Below are 15520 nucleotides of genomic sequence, written 5' to 3' on the forward strand. Positions count from 1 at the left end.
AGGAACGAAGCTAAGCACAACAGAACTAAAGACTTTCCAAGGCCGATATATCGACCTTGGAAAACTCATCTCATAAATAGCCAAATAGAGCTATGAACTCCATTTGGCTATTCATGAGATGAAAATAAACACAAGTTATCGATCCCCCCAAGAAAACTCAGAGTCATGCCATCATCTAGCAACAGTTAATTATAAAACAAACAGTAAATATATCCGTTATTTATACTACAAAATCCTAACATAGCTGCCGATAAATCGATTATGCTGGCATTAATCCGTAATCTAAATAGCTCATCATTAAAACATCAAATTGAGAATCAGGAAGGATCCACGTATGTCTCTAACTATCCGCCAACGTTTATCGGTGTTAGCTCTAGCGCCGGTGTTACTCTTAGCTGCGAGTATGTTGCTACTCACTTATCACGAAACCCAGAAACTAAACCAATCTCAAAGCATTGAAACCGAGGCCAGCTTAATTGAGATGAAAAAGGAAGAGCTCAAAGCCTACCTCGATCTCAGCTACTCAGCAATCGTTCACATCTACGAACAGGGGGGGAGCTTGGAGCAAGCCGCGCCTATCCTAAGAAATATAAAATTTGGCAAAAACGGCTACTTATTTGCCTACGATTCAAAAGGCAAGCGCTGGGTACTCGGACAGAGTGATAAAGGACTCGGTGATAACTTTTGGAACTTGCAAGATAAAAAGGGCCAATACTTCATCCAAGGTCTAATAAAAGCTGCCAGACGTGGCGAGTTCTATACCTATTACTTTCCAAAGCCTGGTAGTGATGTTGCTCAACCGAAGCTTAGCTATGCCATCTACCTTGAGCGCTGGGATCTAACCATCGGAACTGGTTTTTATACGGATGATGTGGATACGCTCATCTCAAGCTTAAAAGAACACTCCGAACAAAGCCTACAATCATCGATGTTATTTATCAGCTTAATCGGCCTGGCCTTGCTGATCGTTGCCACAGTAATTGGGTATGTAATCAACCAAAGTATCATGGCACCTTTACAAGCCTTAAATCAGTCCTTCGCTAAGTTAGCCAGTGGTGACGCCGACCTAAGTGCTCGCCTAGAAACCGATTACGTCCACGAATTTGGTCAATTGGCAACGAACTTCAATTCCTTTATCGCGTTATTGCATGAGATTATCGGCATGGTTGGAAAGGTCGCGCATGATGTCGCCACAGAGACCGCCTCAATGTCTCAACGAGCCAGCTCAGTTGACCAACTACTGGTTGAACAGCGTGAAGAAACCGAACAAGTCGCTACCGCGATGACCGAAATGACAGCCTCAGCCCATGATGTCTCCGATAACGCAAACCAAGCGGCACACTCAGCTCAAGAAGTCGACAGCAATGCCGAACAGGCGATGAACACCGTTGGTAGTGCCGTCACCACCGTACAGTCACTCGCCGATGAAATCGCCCAAGCCAGTGAGGTGATTAGTAAACTCGAAGGTGATGTACAAAATATTTCTTCGGCCTTAAGCGTAATTCAAGGGATCGCCGAACAAACCAACTTACTCGCCTTAAATGCAGCGATTGAAGCCGCGCGAGCCGGTGAGCAAGGCCGAGGATTTGCGGTGGTTGCCGATGAAGTCCGCCAGCTTGCCAGCCGCACTCAACAAAGCACTGGCGAGATCCACACCATGATCGAACGTTTAAAAAATGGCTCCGATGCCGCAGTTTCTGCCATGGACAGTAGCCAACAACGCAGTACTGAAGCGGTGAGTGGTGCCAATGCTGCCAGCGATGCACTGCAATTAATTAAACAATCGATCCAGCACATCATGGATATGAATGCACTTATCGCAACCGCCACCGATCAACAGAGTCATGTCGGACACGAAATATCACAACGGGTCGTGCAAATTGCCGACCAATCCAGCGAGTCTGCTACTTTGGCCCAAGAAAATCGCAGCAGCGGTCTCAACCTGAAACAACGCGCCGAAGAACTCGAAGCACTCGTGAAACGCTTTACTTTATAAGCCACTCGCTTAAGGCAAGCCAATCGCGACATAAAAAAGCCACCTTACGGTGGCTATTTTATCAACGAGCGCTTTAACCTACGTTAACCCGTGCGTTGCGGAAGATCCGCATCCAAGGACTATCTTCACGCCAATCATCCGGGTGCCAGGAGTTGGCAACCGTCCGGAACACCCGCTCTGGGTGAGGCATCATAATCGTCACTCGACCATCGGCAGTAGACAGCCCGGTAATACCTAAAGGCGAACCATTCGGGTTGGCTGGGTATTGCATGGTCGCATCACCATAGTTGTCCACATAACGCAGTGCAACCGTACCACTTTGCGCCAGTGCGTCGAGGTGAGCTTGGTCACGCACTTCCATCCGCCCTTCACCATGCGATACAGCGATGGGCATTTGTGAACCCGCCATCCCATTCAAAAAGATTGATGGCGATTGCTGAACTTCCACTAGACTAAAGCGAGCCTCAAAACGCTCTGATTCGTTGCGCACGAAACGTGGCCACAAATCAGCGCCTGGAATTAATTCACTTAGATTAGACAGCATTTGACAGCCGTTACAAACCCCCAAAGCGAAGGAATCATTGCGTTGGAAGAATTGACTAAATTGCTCACGAGCCCGCGAATTAAACAGGATGGACTTCGCCCAACCTTCACCCGCGCCCAAAACATCACCATAAGAAAAACCGCCACAGGCCACTAAACCTGCAAATTTATCTAAGCTGACGCGCCCTGCCAGTATGTCACTCATGTGCACATCCACCGCAGCGAAGCCCGCCCGGTCAAAGGCGGCGGCCATTTCGTGATGCGAGTTCACTCCTTGCTCACGCAAGATAGCCATTTCTGGTTTTAAACCTTTAAGGATATAAGGCGCAGCAACGTCTTCATGGATGTCGAAGCTTAAGCCCACATTTAAACCAGGGTCGGCAGCATCTAGCTTGGCATCAAATTCTTGCTTGGCACACTCAGGGTTGTCACGTAAGGCTTGCATCTGATGGGTGGTTTCCGCCCAAATGCTCCGATAATGAGTGCGAGTATTGGCAAGCACCACTTCCCCATTGCGAGTAAAGCGGATCGCATCATCGCTATTGAGTGAGCCAATCACATGACTACAGCTGGCTAAACCATGACCAGCCAAGATATTAAGTACCGCTTCTTTGTGTTCAGTTTTCACCTGAATCAAAGCGCCTAACTCTTCACTAAATAATACATCAACCACTTCACCTGCTAACAAATCAAGCGCGATATCCACGCCACAGTGACCAGCAAAAGCCATCTCTGCAACCGTGGTAAACAAGCCACCATCACTCCGGTCATGATAGGCTAGCAATTTCTGTTCTGCGGTTAATACCTGAATCGCATTAAAGAAACCTTTTAATAACTCTGGCGAATCCACATCAGGAACTTGATTACCCAGCTGCTTATAAACCTGAGCCAAACAGGATGCGCCCATGCGGTTTTTACCCTGACCTAAATCAATCAAGATCAAGTCGCTATCGCCTTGGTCATTACGCAACTGCGGCGTGACCGTTAAACGAATATCGTCAACTTTAGCAAAAGCACTAATAATCAGTGAAAGTGGTGCCGTAACCGACTTCTCTTGGCCATCTTCTTGCCAAGCAGTCTTCATCGACATCGAGTCTTTGCCCACCGGAATAGTAAGCCCTAGCGCTGGACATAACTCTTCGCCCACCGCTTTGACTGCTGCATAAAGTCCCGCGTCTTCGCCGGGGTGGCCAGCAGCCGACATCCAGTTAGCCGATAACTTGATATGATTCAGTGAACCAATGTTTGTAGCTGCAATATTGGTTAAGGCTTCGGCGACCGCTAAACGCGCCGAGGCGGCATGATCAATCAAGGCCGCAGGGGTACGCTCGCCCACAGACATCGCTTCACCATGATAGCTATCGTAACTGGCGGCCGTTACGGCGCAGTTGGCAACCGGCACCTGCCAAGGGCCAACCATTTGATCTCGCGCCACCAGTCCAGTTACACTGCGATCACCAATGGTAATCAGAAAGGTTTTCTCAGCAATCGTTGGCAAACGCAATAAGCGTTCAGCCGCTTCACCTAGCTCAATTTTTGCGGTATCAAAAGCGGGACCGTTAAAGCGAGCGCTTTGCACATCGCGATGCATCTTCGGCGCTTTACCCAGTAAAACTTCCAAGGGCATACGGATCGGATCATTAGCAAAGTGCGAATCATGCAAAACAAGGTCACGCTCTTCGGTCGCCACGCCAATCACTGCGTAAAGTGCCCGCTCACGCTTACAAATCGCGTCAAATACCTCGAGGTGTTCCGGAGCAACCGCTAACATATAGCGCTCTTGTGATTCGTTACACCATATCTCTAAAGGTGACATGCCAGGCTCATCATTCGGAACCGCGCGCAGATCAAACACACCGCCACGGCCACCGTCATCGACCAGCTCAGGACAAGCATTGGATAGGCCACCAGCACCAATATCGTGAATGAAGGCAATGGGATTATCGTCCCCCATTTGCCAACAACGATCGATCACTTCCTGACAACGGCGTTCCATTTCTGGATTTTCTCGTTGCACCGAAGCAAAATCGAGATCTTCGCTGGATTGGCCAGAGGCCATCGAAGAGGCTGCACCGCCGCCAAGTCCAATATTCATAGCTGGGCCACCCAGCACGATGATTTTGGCTCCGACTGGAATTTCGCCTTTTTCTACGTGATCTTCGCGAATATTCCCCAAACCACCAGCCAACATAATGGGCTTGTGATAACCGCGAACTTCTTGGCCGTTAAAACTTTCCACTTGTTCTTCGTAAGTACGGAAGTAACCTAAAATATTCGGTCGACCGAACTCATTGTTAAAGGCCGCGCCACCTAATGGCCCTTCAATCATAATTTCTAAGGCGTCAACGATGCGGCTTGGCTTACCAAAATCACTTTCCCAGGCTTGTTCAAAACCAGGAATACGCAGATTACTGACGGTAAAACCAACCATACCAGATTTAGGTTTTGACCCTCTGCCAGTTGCCCCTTCATCACGAATTTCACCACCAGAACCGGTTGCGGCACCAGGATAGGGAGAAATCGCCGTGGGATGGTTATGAGTTTCAACCTTCATCAAAATATGGATTGCTTCTTGATGGTAGTTATATTGTTTAGTTTCACTATTCGGGAAAAAACGCCCAGCCACCGAACCAGTCATTACCGCGGCGTTATCTTTGTAGGCAGATAACACATAATCACTATTCAACTCATAGGTATTTTTGATCATTTTGAACAAAGACTTAGGCTGTTTCACCCCGTCAATCGTCCAATCTGCATTAAAGATCTTATGGCGACAGTGTTCCGAGTTTGCTTGCGCAAACATCATCAACTCGACGTCATTCGGATTACGCTTCATCTTCTCGAAATTTTCCACTAAGTAGTCAATCTCGTCATCCGCAAGCGCCAAGCCCAAGGCTTGGTTGGCTTGCTCTAAAGCAGCCTTACCGCCACCAAGAATATCGACCGATGCAAAAGGCGCTGGGCTAGCATGTTCAAATAAAGCCGCCACCGACTCCATTTCAGCAAATACAACTTCCATCATGCGATCATGAATTAAAGCCTTCACTTGGCTCAACTGAGCTTCGTTTAAAGTCTCAGTTGACTCAATATAATAAGCTATCCCGCGTTCTAAACGTTGCACATTGCTTAAACCACAATTGTGCGCAATATCGCTCGCTTTTGAGGACCAAGGAGAAATAGTGCCTGGGCGAGGAGTGACTAATAGTAATTGCCCTGCAGGTTGATGTTCCGCAATAGTCGGACCATAGGTCAACAGCTTATCCAATATTTGCTGCTCGACATCGCTTAAATCATTAGCAATATCAGCAAAATGCATAAACTCAGCATAAATAGAACTAATGTTCAGATCTTGCTCTGCGCAACGTTTTAGCAATTGCGCAACTCGAAACTCAGACAGTGCAGGTGCACCACGTAGTACCAACATATTAATGTGCTCGCTTTTCCAGATGGAGGTGGGAGGGGGAAATTGCGCGTATTATAGATAAAAACCGCCACAATGGTAAACAAAACGTTAGCTTAACGAGGAAAAGCAAGCTTAATGCTAGACAGCTAGCCAGATATCCATAAAATCAAAGCTAATTATAGAAATAGGAAGCACATTAGATGATGAAACAGCAGCGCTCAGCAATCTTATTAGCGTTGCTTGCCTTATTGTTTTTACAAGGCTGTGACCCAAAACCCTTTAGTTCTGAGCTGGAGCAGATCCGTCAACGTGGTAAACTGCGAGTCGGCACCTTATATAATCAGCAGGTATTTTATTACGACCAGCATGAACAACCTGCTGGTATGGAATATGAGCTGCTGGAAGGTTTTGCTACCTACTTAGGTGTCGAGTTACAGATGGTGCCACTCTATAATCAAACCGAACTGTATCGTGGATTACAGCATCAACAGGTCGACTTACTGGGCGCTGCGCTTTCCCCAACACCGGCACTCGCCGAAAACTTTCGCTTCTCACCAGAAATTTACCAAGTAGATGCCAAGGTGGTTTATAAAAAGAACACCTTTAGACCACGAGATATTAGCCAGGTGGATGCGCCCATATGGATCACCGCGGGAAGTTACCATCAACCCTTGTTAAACGCTTATAAAAAGGACAATCCCGAACTAGAAATTGAAGTCACTGATCGTCTGGATAGCAGCGAATTACTAAAAAGCATCGTCGATGAAGAGATCCGTTTTGCCTTGGTCGACAATACGACCCTCTCCCTACATCAACGCTTTTATCCGGATTTAGCCGAAGCCTTTACCCTTCATCAGGGCGCTCCCGTGGTATGGATGGTGAAACGCTTCAGTGATGACAGCCTCTATAGCGCGTTAATCGAATACATCGGTCAAAAGCACGCAAACGGCGATATTACTCAACTCTATGAACGCTATTTAGGCCATATTCAGCGATTTGACTATGTCGATACCCGAGCCTTTTTACGAGCAACAGCATCTCGCCTACCTAAATATAATAATTGGTTTAAACAATATGCGGGACAGCTAGATTGGCGTTTGTTAGCCTCTGTCTCCTATCAAGAGTCTCATTGGCGACCTCAGGCTAAATCATTTACCGGCGTGCGTGGTATGATGATGCTCACCCTCCCCACAGCAAAATCGGTGGGTGTGACCAATCGACTCGACCCCGAACAAAGTATTCGCGGAGGTGCGCAATACTTAGAAAAGCTGATTGAAAAAGTTCCCGATAGTGTTCATAACGAAGATCGGATCTGGTTTGCTTTAGTGGCCTATAATATTGGTTTTGGTCATATGCTGGATGCCCGCAGAATCACTCGCATCCAAGGGGGCGACCCAAATGCGTGGGTAGATGTCAAAGAAAGTCTACCCTTGTTAATGCGCAAGAAGTGGTACCAACAAACCCGCTACGGCTATGCACGAGGACAAGAAGCCTATAACTACGTGAATAATATTCGGCAATATTACCAAAGCTTGTTATGGCTAGAAGCGCAGAAAAAAGAAGAACAGCGCCAACAGCAATTAATACAAAATATGCAGCCCCCCTTAGACGATAACTTCGAAGATGAGCATAATATTCCGAACAAAATAGAGGTAAGCACCAAAGATTAGAGAATCATCTTGACGAAATGTCATAATTTTGTCATGTTTTACACTTAATCTTGCTTAAGATTAAAATGTAAAAGCGTCCTAGAGAGGATAGTATGATAAGAAGAAAACGTGTTACCCTTCATTCGCCACGTCGCCGTATTCAATTGGCTCGTCAGCATCGTAAGGTTTTATTAAGACAACGCTCTTATGCCTTGTCAGAGATGGAGTTCGTCAGTTACGCTGAATAACTCACTTTAACTGTTGTTTTTTTCGCAACTTATGTTGTTCACGACGACCGCGAAAAAAACGACTAAGTTTCTCACTACAACACTCCGCTAATATCCCTCTTTCAATCTCAACACGATGATTTAACTGTTCTGTGTCGACAATATTAAACACACTACCAGCAGCCCCCGTTTTTAAATCCTGAGCACCAAATACCAGGCGTTTTATTCGGGCATGAACCATTGCACCAGCACACATCGTACAAGGCTCGAGAGTGACGTACAGGGTTGTATCAAGCAGCCGGTAATTCCCAATTTTTTTTCCCGCTTCACGTAGCGCCAATATTTCAGCGTGAGCCGTGGCATCATTCAGAGTAATGGTTTGATTCCAACCCTCTCCAACCACTTTCCCTTGATGCACGACCACAGCCCCCACTGGCACTTCACCTTGTTGTTCAGCTCTATCGGCTAAAGCCAAGGCATGCTTCATCCAGTCTATATCTGTCGTATCCAAAGGCTTTCTCAGCTTCAACAAAATCGGGTCGCTATTGTAAACCTGAACCACTATAAGTTGAAAGACACTCTGCCCTTTGTTTTTATAACAGGAGATTAATATCAATTTGATGAATAATATGATCAACTTATTGCACAGAATAAATCGGCCAGCCACGAGGTATAAAGTGCTGTCATTGGTCGCTCTAATTACAAGGCGTATAACGCTACTACGGCGATTTAGGCCCGTAAAAATGAACAGATAATTCGTCATACCGAAAGCCATTAAAGCTCAACGAACAGCGCATCCTCATGCCAACTAGGCACACTTACTCTATAACTTGATTTTTTGGCAATAAAAAAGCCGACCAAGGTCGGCTTTTTTCGTTCAGTAAACCCGCTTATTCAGCAGGGGTTTCCACGGCGGCTTCAGCTGGTGCTGCAGCTTCTTTAATGCTCAAGCGAACGCGACCCTGGCGGTCTACTTCCAACACCTTAACTTTAACGATATCGCCAACAGTCAAGTGGTCAGAAACGTTAGCAACTCGCTCTTGAGAAATTTGCGAGATGTGAACTAAACCATCTTTACCAGGAAGAATTTCAACGAATGCACCGAAGTCTGCAAGACGAACCACTTTACCTTCGTAGAATTGACCCGCTTCAACTTCTGCGGTGAGCTGCTGAATACGCTTAATCGCTTCTTGCGCTTGCGCGTTGTCAGTTGCGGCAACTTTCACGGTACCGTCATCTTCAATTTCAATAGTGGTGCCGGTTTCATCGGTCAATGCACGAATAGTTGCGCCGCCTTTACCGATCACATCTTTGATCTTCTCTGGGCTGATCTTAATGGTGTGGATACGTGGTGCAAATTCGGAGATCTCTTCACGAGAAGTACCAATCGCTTGGTCCATCACACCCAAAATATGTAAACGCGCGCCTTGTGCTTGACGTAGGGCGATTTCCATAATTTCTTTGGTAATACCTTCAATTTTGATATCCATCTGCAATGCAGAGATACCTTCAGAAGAACCCGCTACTTTAAAGTCCATGTCGCCTAGGTGATCTTCATCACCTAAAATGTCAGAAAGCACAACAAAGTTATCACCTTCTTTCACCAGACCCATTGCGATACCCGCAACCGAAGCTTTAATTGGAACACCAGCATCCATCAATGCCAATGAGCTACCACAAACCGAAGCCATTGAGCTTGAACCGTTTGATTCAGTAATTTCTGAAACTACACGTACTGTATACGGAAACTCCTCAGAACTTGGCATTACCGCAGCAACACCACGTTTTGCCAGGCGACCATGACCAATTTCACGACGTTTAGGTGAGCCAATAAAGCCAGTTTCACCAACACAGTAAGGAGGGAAGTTGTAGTGCAACATAAAGCGAGAGGTTTGCAAGCCAGCCAATGAATCAATCATCTGAGCATCACGTTCGGTACCTAAAGTACAAGTCACTAAGGCCTGAGTTTCACCACGAGTAAAGACCGCACTACCGTGAGTCCGCGGTAATACACCAGTCATCACGTCCAGCGCGCGGATCATATCAGGTTCGCGACCATCGATACGAGGCTCGCCAGCAATAATGCGTGAACGCACTACATTTTTCTCTAATTTACCGAGTTCATCGCCAATATCTTGTGAGTCAAGTTCAACATCTTCGGCACTAATGGCTTCGATTACTTCTTTCTTGATTTCGCCAACTTTCGCATAACGCTCAGCTTTATCGGTAATTTGATAAGCGGCAGTTAATTTTGCTTCAGCAAGTACCGCGACTTTATCTTTAAGTTCAACGTTAACTGCCGGCGCTTGCCAATCCCATGCGGGTTTAGCTGCTTCTTCACATAGTTCTTTAATCGCAGTAATGACTGCATTCGATTGCTCATGACCGTAGACTACCGCGCCTAACATCACTTCTTCAGATAATAGCTCAGCTTCAGACTCAACCATCAATACTGCACTTTCAGTACCCGCAACAACTAAATCTAGTTTGCTTTCTGGTAGTTCTTCGGTGGTTGGGTTAAGAATGTAATTACCATCAATGTAACCCACTCGAGCCGCGCCAATCGGGCCATTGAATGGAATACCAGAAAGGCTTAACGCTGCAGAAGTACCAATCAAAGCCACAATATCAGGCTGCACTTGTGGGTTGACAGACACCACAGTCGCAACAACTTGAACTTCGTTGACGAAGCCTTCAGGGAACAGTGGACGGATTGGACGGTCAATCAAACGTGCGATTAAGGTTTCATCTTCTGAAGGGCGACCTTCGCGTTTGAAGAAACCGCCAGGAATTTTACCTGCTGCGTAAGTACGTTCTTGGTAGTTCACAGTCAACGGGAAGAAATCTTGGCCAGGCGTAGCGGTTTTCTTACCCACTACCGATACAAATACTGTTGTATCATCCATAGTTACCATTACAGCAGCGGTTGCTTGGCGAGCGATTGCGCCAGTTTCGATGGTGACTGTATTCTCACCGTATTTAAACGTTTTTACGATAGGATTCACGTGAATTTCCTTTAATTTATGTGCTCTTTTAATTCGCGCTAAAGTATAAAACAATGCTATGCCAAAAGATAACTTTATCCTTACTAAAACCGTCGTTATCGGGCTGGTTTTATGAATTTTATTAAGCGAACGAAAAAGGGAGCCATTAGGCTCCCTTTAGATATTCTGTTTTGCTAAGGTCTATGATTAGCGACGTAGACCTAATTTAGCGATCAATTCAACATAGCTCGCTTGATTTTTACGCTTCAAATAGTCAAGCAATTTACGACGTTGGCTAACCATACGTAGTAGACCACGACGACTGTGGTGATCGTGAATGTGCTTCTTGAAGTGACCTTGCAAATGGTTGATTTGTGCAGTTAACAAAGCAACTTGAACTTCAGAAGAACCAGTGTCTCCTGCTTCACGCGCGTATTCTGCAACGATTGCTGCTTTTTCTGTGCTACTTAGTGACATACTAACTCCTAAAAATTTAAATTTACTCATCGCCAATCACTAACTCAGCGATGAAGGACGCGCATTATATAGCGCTAAATTCGTAGTTGCAAGCGAAACACTTAACTATCGACGCTCTGAATTAAGCGCTTCGGTGCAACCAAACCATCATCATTCAGCTGGCCTATTCCCACAAAACGAGCAGGCTCACCAATGGTGATTCTAAATACATCATTCAGCGGCGCACCGGCAACTTGTAGTGCTTGTCCCTGCATTAAGTAGCCGCCTAAGTCTTCAGGAATGTTTACCTCAGCTAAATGCGCAACCGCCGAATCCATCGGCAACAATAGCGGGTCTAACAACTCTTTAGGTGCAATCTCGCTTTGATTCGCTTGCTCTAACAGCGCATCAAGCTGCTCGGGAGTCACCATCCGCTCACTTGGGTAATCAGCCACCTGTGAGCGATGTAATTTCACCACATGCGCACCACAGCCAAGCATCTCACCTAAATCATCAATAATGGTGCGAATATAGGTACCTTTACTGCAATGAACATCCAGTGTCAGCATATCGCCATCAAGAGAAATAAAGTTATTCTCGTAAACGGTAATCGGTCGAGCCTCGCGCTCAATCGTGATGCCTTCACGAGCATAGCTATATAAAGGACGACCATTATGTTTTAGTGCCGAAAACATCGATGGAACTTGATTGACTGGCCCACGAAATGAATCTAAAGTCTGCTCAATTTGAGTTTTAGTCACCTGAACCGGGCGCGTGTCGACCACTTCACCATCCGAGTCTGAAGTATTGGTTCGAACACCTAACTGAGCCGTCACCTGATAACGCTTATCCGAATCGAGTAAAAACTGAGAAAATTTAGTCGCTTCACCTAAGCAAATCGGTAACATACCGGTAGCCAGTGGATCAAGTGCGCCAGTGTGTCCAGCCTTCTGGGCGAAATAAATACGCTTCACTCGCTGAAGGATACCGTTTGAGGACACCCCCGTCGGTTTGTTTAGCAGTAAGATGCCGTCAATCGCACGGCCCTTTTTTCTGCGCCCTTGCACCATTACTCGTCCTCTTTCGCTTGCTCATCTGATTGTTCTTGTTCAAGAGTACGACCCGATGCAGCGGCTTTCTGCTGATCATTTTTCACTGCGCTACTCGCCAACTCAGTCATCCTCAAACCTTCACGTAAAGAACCATCATATTGGAAACGTAGTTCCGGCACTGCACGTAGACGCATTGCTTTGGCTAACAAGTGGCGAACATAGGGTTGATGTTCACTTAACGCTTCCAAGCTAGCTTTAACCGCTTCTTCGCTGTCATCTAAGAAAGTGACAAACACTTTGGCATAGGATAAATCACGGGTCACATCAACGGCAGACACCGTGACCAGACTTAAACGGGAATCACGTACTTCGCGTTGTAATATCACCGCGACTTCTTTCTGAATTTGTTGGGCCACCCGGTCTGGACGGCTAAATTCTCTAGGCATCATTATTCTCCTGATACCACTCCCATAGGGAGCGTAGAAACAACAATGGGGGCGCAAGCCCCCATTTAAGAGATATCGTTAAACCTTACACCTAAAGTGTACGTTGAACTTCAACAATCTCAAATACTTCAATTTGGTCGCCAGCACGAACATCATTATAGTTCTTCACGCCGATACCACATTCCATACCGTTACGAACTTCGTTCACATCATCTTTAAAGCGACGTAATGATTCAAGCTCGCCTTCATAGATAACAATATTATCACGTAATACACGAATAGGATTTGAGCGCTTCACGCTACCTTCCAGAACCATACAACCAGCAATCGCACCCAGTTTTGGTGACTTAAATACGTCACGAACTTCAGCTAAGCCCATAATTTGTTGTTTGAATTCTGGCGCTAATAGGCCGGTCATTGCGCTCTTCACTTCATCGATCAGATCGTAAATTACACTGTAGTAATGTAAGTCAACATTTTCTGATTCGATAATACGGCGAGCGGTCGCATCGGCACGAACGTTAAAGCCAAGCACAATCGCATTTGAAGCGGCAGCTAAAGTCGCATCAGTTTCGGTAATACCACCAACACCACGGCCAATGATACTAACTTTGACTTCATCAGTAGACAATTTTTGCAATGAATCCGAAATCGCTTCTAGTGAACCTTGTACATCAGACTTCAAGACAATATTTAATTCTTGAACTTCACCTTCTTCCATGTTGGCAAACATGTTTTCTAGTTTAGATTTTTGCTGACGCGCTAGTTTCACATCACGGAATTTACCTTGGCGATACAAGGCAACTTCACGCGCTTTTTTCTCATCACGAACAACCGTTGCTTCATCACCCGCTTGCGGAACACCAGAGAGACCAAGAATCTCTACAGGAATAGACGGTCCGGCACCTTCGATGTCTTTACCATTTTCATCTTTCATGGCGCGAATACGTCCGTACTCTAAACCACAAAGTATAATGTCACCACGTTTCAATTGGCCATGTTGAACCAAGATTGAAGCTATCGGGCCGCGGCCTTTATCAAGACGAGATTCGATGACCACACCCGATGCAGCACCGACATGACTCGCTGTAAGCTCTAATACATCAGACTGCAATACAATGGCTTCTAAAAGCTCATCGATCCCTTCACCACTTTTCGCCGAGACGTGAACAAACTGAACATCACCGCCCCAGTCTTCTGGGATAACTTCGTGTTGAGAAAGCTCATTTTTGACCCGATCCGGATCAGCGCCTTCTTTATCCATCTTGTTCACAGCAACCACTAACGGAACGCCAGCTGCGCGAGCGTGCTGGACGGCCTCTACAGTCTGTGGCATCACACCGTCATCAGCAGCAACGACTAATACCACGATATCAGTCGACTTAGCACCACGAGCACGCATAGAGGTAAACGCCGCGTGTCCCGGAGTATCTAAGAAGGTGATCATGTTACCATTAGTTTCTACATGGTAAGCACCAATGTGCTGGGTGATACCGCCAGCTTCACCATCGGCAACTTTAGCGCGACGAATATAGTCAAGTAAGGATGTTTTACCGTGGTCAACGTGGCCCATGATGGTCACAACTGGCGCACGGGTTGTTTTCTCACCCGTCGATTCAGCTTCTTGCATCACTTGTTCTTCAAGCGCGTTTTCTTTAACCAGCACCACTTTATGACCAAGCTCTTCAGCAACCAAAGTTGCAGTTTCTTGATCGATGACTTGGTTAATGGTTGCCATTGCACCCATCTTCATCATCGCTTTAATGACTTCGGTCGCTTTTACCGCCATTTTAGAGGCTAGCTCGCCGACAGAAATGGTTTCACCAATGCGCACTTCACGTTCTACTGGTTGAGCTGGTTTGTTAAAACCATGCTGCATTGCTGTAGGCGTAGCCACTTGACGTTTGTTTCCTTTGCGGCCACCACGACGAGAGTTGTTATCGTCGTTTTGCTTCGCTTTACGCTTCTTACGACGAGGAGCTTCGGCTTTTTGCTCTTGCTCATCTTCAGCAGCACGCGCATAAGTAGACGTTGTTACATGGTAATCAGCTGACTCTTCTCGCTTCTTACGTAGTTTTTCTTCTTCAGCCCAGCGCGCAGCGTTTTCAATCGCTAGCTTTTTAGCTTCTTCTGCTTTTTTCTCAGCTTCAGCTTCAGCTTTAGCCACTGCAGCTTCTTCTTGCTTGCGTAAAATATCAGCCGCTTCTTTCTCTGCAGCTAATTGCTCTGGTGATTTTGCTGCATCGGCCTGTTGCTTCTCAGCTTCCTTCGCTTTAGCGGCTTTCGCTGCAGCGGCAGCTTTTTCTTCGCGTTTCACTTTTTCTTCAGCTTCGCGCTTAGCATTTTCTTCAGCCGCTTTCTTAGCCGCTTCAGCTGCAACTAAACGTGCTTGTTCTTCCGCTTCAAGACGCGCTTTTTCTTCGGCTTCTTGTTTCGCTTGCTCTTCTACGGTGCTACGTTTGACATAAGTGCGTTTTTTACGCACTTCAACTTGCACTGCGCGCTTACCGCCGCTACCCGCGACACTCAAGGTGCTCTTGGTGGTGCGTTTAAGTGTCATACGGCTTGGAGAGCTCTCTTCGCCGTGCTGTTGTTTTAGATGCTCAAGAAGCTTAGCTTTCTCTTCTTGAGTCACCGAGTCCGTTAAAGATTTCTGAATGCCTGCATCTGCAAATTGCTGAATTAGCTTATCTTCGTTTGTTCCCACGTCGGTCGCGAGTTGTTTAATTGAAACTTCTGTCATCGGGCTATTATCCTCCGTCGA

The 15520-nt window shown here is 46.3% G+C and carries 10 protein-coding genes; 3 read left to right on the plus strand and 7 right to left on the minus strand.

Features of this window, described 5'->3' with window-relative positions:
• The first annotated feature begins 334 nt into the window (after positions 1–334).
• Positions 335–1996 carry a methyl-accepting chemotaxis protein gene (locus ACRRS0_RS16165; RefSeq protein WP_432452188.1) on the plus strand — a complete coding sequence of 554 codons (1662 nt, stop codon included), beginning with the start codon at positions 335–337 and terminating at the stop codon, positions 1994–1996.
• 73 nt (positions 1997–2069) lie between these two features.
• Here ACRRS0_RS16165 and purL read toward each other — a convergent pair whose 3' ends face one another.
• A complete protein-coding gene (gene purL, locus ACRRS0_RS16170; protein ID WP_432452187.1) occupies positions 2070–5963 on the minus strand; it encodes a phosphoribosylformylglycinamidine synthase in 3894 nt (1297 codons plus the stop codon).
• A gap of 179 nt (positions 5964–6142) precedes the next feature.
• Here purL and mltF point away from each other — a divergent pair, with 179 nt between their 5' ends.
• Entirely contained in the window at positions 6143–7612 is a 1470-nt protein-coding gene (mltF, locus tag ACRRS0_RS16175) for a membrane-bound lytic murein transglycosylase MltF (protein WP_432452186.1), read from the plus strand.
• Between the two features lie 92 nt (positions 7613–7704).
• Positions 7705–7839, plus strand: a complete 135-nt coding sequence (locus tag ACRRS0_RS16180; RefSeq protein WP_432452185.1) for a hypothetical protein — start codon at positions 7705–7707, stop codon at positions 7837–7839.
• A gap of 1 nt (position 7840) precedes the next feature.
• Here ACRRS0_RS16180 and tadA read toward each other — a convergent pair whose 3' ends face one another.
• From tadA to infB, 6 genes are all read right to left on the minus strand, one after another.
• On the minus strand, positions 7841–8329 hold the full coding sequence (gene tadA / locus ACRRS0_RS16185; RefSeq protein WP_432452184.1) for a tRNA adenosine(34) deaminase TadA: 489 nt from the start codon (positions 8327–8329) through the stop codon (positions 7841–7843).
• A 379-nt stretch (positions 8330–8708) separates the two neighbouring features.
• Positions 8709–10823: a polyribonucleotide nucleotidyltransferase gene (gene pnp / locus ACRRS0_RS16190; protein WP_432452183.1), complete on the minus strand. Its 2115-nt coding sequence runs from the start codon at positions 10821–10823 to the stop codon at positions 8709–8711.
• 186 nt (positions 10824–11009) lie between these two features.
• The gene (gene rpsO / locus ACRRS0_RS16195; RefSeq protein WP_432452182.1) at positions 11010–11279 is read right to left on the minus strand and encodes a 30S ribosomal protein S15; all 270 of its coding nucleotides are present in this window, start codon (positions 11277–11279) and stop codon (positions 11010–11012) included.
• Positions 11280–11380: 101 nt separating this feature from the next.
• Positions 11381–12328 carry a tRNA pseudouridine(55) synthase TruB gene (gene truB, locus ACRRS0_RS16200; protein WP_432452181.1) on the minus strand — a complete coding sequence of 316 codons (948 nt, stop codon included), beginning with the start codon at positions 12326–12328 and terminating at the stop codon, positions 11381–11383.
• The gene (gene rbfA / locus ACRRS0_RS16205) at positions 12328–12756 is read right to left on the minus strand and encodes a 30S ribosome-binding factor RbfA (RefSeq protein WP_432456153.1); all 429 of its coding nucleotides are present in this window, start codon (positions 12754–12756) and stop codon (positions 12328–12330) included. The genes truB and rbfA overlap by 1 nt, the downstream gene beginning before the upstream one ends.
• A gap of 91 nt (positions 12757–12847) precedes the next feature.
• Positions 12848–15499, minus strand: a complete 2652-nt coding sequence (infB, locus tag ACRRS0_RS16210; protein ID WP_432452180.1) for a translation initiation factor IF-2 — start codon at positions 15497–15499, stop codon at positions 12848–12850.
• Positions 15500–15520 lie beyond the last annotated feature (21 nt).

This window comes from Agarivorans sp. QJM3NY_29 (assembly GCF_050870835.2).
Lineage (GTDB): Bacteria > Pseudomonadota > Gammaproteobacteria > Enterobacterales > Celerinatantimonadaceae > Agarivorans.

Bases quoted from the DNA above. Each gene is read 5' to 3' on its own strand.
- ACRRS0_RS16165 (WP_432452188.1), top strand. From the start codon at position 335: ATGTCTCTAACTATCCGCCAACGTTTATCGGTGTTAGCTCTAGCGCCG.
- purL (WP_432452187.1), bottom strand. From the start codon at position 5,963: ATGTTGGTACTACGTGGTGCACCTGCACTGTCTGAGTTTCGAGTTGCG.
- mltF (WP_432452186.1), top strand. From the start codon at position 6,143: ATGATGAAACAGCAGCGCTCAGCAATCTTATTAGCGTTGCTTGCCTTA.
- ACRRS0_RS16180 (WP_432452185.1), top strand. From the start codon at position 7,705: ATGATAAGAAGAAAACGTGTTACCCTTCATTCGCCACGTCGCCGTATT.
- rpsO (WP_432452182.1), bottom strand. From the start codon at position 11,279: ATGTCACTAAGTAGCACAGAAAAAGCAGCAATCGTTGCAGAATACGCG.
- truB (WP_432452181.1), bottom strand. From the start codon at position 12,328: ATGGTGCAAGGGCGCAGAAAAAAGGGCCGTGCGATTGACGGCATCTTA.
- rbfA (WP_432456153.1), bottom strand. From the start codon at position 12,756: ATGCCTAGAGAATTTAGCCGTCCAGACCGGGTGGCCCAACAAATTCAG.
- infB (WP_432452180.1), bottom strand. From the start codon at position 15,499: ATGACAGAAGTTTCAATTAAACAACTCGCGACCGACGTGGGAACAAAC.